The organism is Paenisporosarcina sp. P5_A11 (assembly GCF_056400705.1).
This window is the reverse complement of record NZ_JBFUKT010000365.1, coordinates 1-1,035: the sequence shown is the minus strand read 5'-3', so window position 1 is coordinate 1,035 and position 1,035 is coordinate 1. Positions and strand designations below refer to the sequence as shown.

Below are 1,035 nucleotides of genomic sequence, written 5' to 3'. Positions count from 1 at the left end.
GATCCAATAATGAGTTTAACTCCTAAGCAACGAATTGAATTACATGGTTTTAATAATTTGACAAAGTCTTTAAGTTTTAATATGTATGATATATGTTACACACGAACTAAAGAAGAACGTGAAGCTTATATTAAATATATTGATGATCAATATAATGCTGAGCGCTTAACAAGCATTTTAACTAAAGTGACTGACATTATCGAAGCTAACATTTTAAATATTGCTAAGCAAGATTATGAGCCACAAGGAGCTAGTGTAACCATCCTAGTTTCAGAAGGTCCAGTTGATGAATCGCCGATGGAATCTTTTCAAGAGTCACCAGGACCTTTTCCAGATGCGGTTGTTGGTCATTTAGATAAGAGTCATATAACTGTCCATACATACCCTGAATATCACCCTGATGAAGGTATTAGTACGTTCCGTGCTGATATTGATATTTCAACGTGTGGAGAAATATCTCCATTAAAAGCGTTAAATTTCTTAATCCATTCATTTGAGACAGATGTCATGGTGATGGATTATCGAGTCCGCGGCTTTACGAGAGATGTTAAGGGGCATAAGTTGTTCATTGATCACGAAATTAATTCTATTCAAAACTATATCCCTGAAGACTTAGAGGAAAATTTTGAAATGATTGATGTAAATGTTTATCAAGAAAATATTTTTCATACAAAATGTAAGCTAAAGAAGTTTGATTTAAATAACTACTTATTTGGCTATACAGAAGACCAGTTATCAGAAGATGAGAAAATTTCCATTACCAAGAAGCTTAAAAAAGAAATGGATGAAATTTTTTACGCGAAAAATATGTCATGAGTATTCTGAGTTGTTTCCTTTAGGAAGGCAATTTTCGAATTCATTACGTACTACAAAAAAAGGACCGATTCTCGAGGGCACTGCAAAACGAATACAGAAATTAGGGGAAAGCGCTAGATTCGCTTTTCCCTTTTTCGTTATAATTAATAAAAAGCTCTGAAAGTGTGTGTTAATCATGTTAAATCAATCAAAACAAACTACTTTATCTTTCCACGCAGA

At 33.1% G+C, this 1,035-nt stretch carries 1 protein-coding gene; it reads left to right on the top strand.

All coding sequences use genetic code 11. The features are described 5' to 3' along the window. The first annotated feature begins 9 nt into the window (after positions 1-9). Positions 10-816: an adenosylmethionine decarboxylase gene (speD, locus tag AC1DOS_RS20285; RefSeq protein WP_108586768.1), complete on the top strand. Its 807-nt coding sequence runs from the start codon at positions 10-12 to the stop codon at positions 814-816. The last annotated feature ends 219 nt before the right edge of the window (positions 817-1,035 follow it).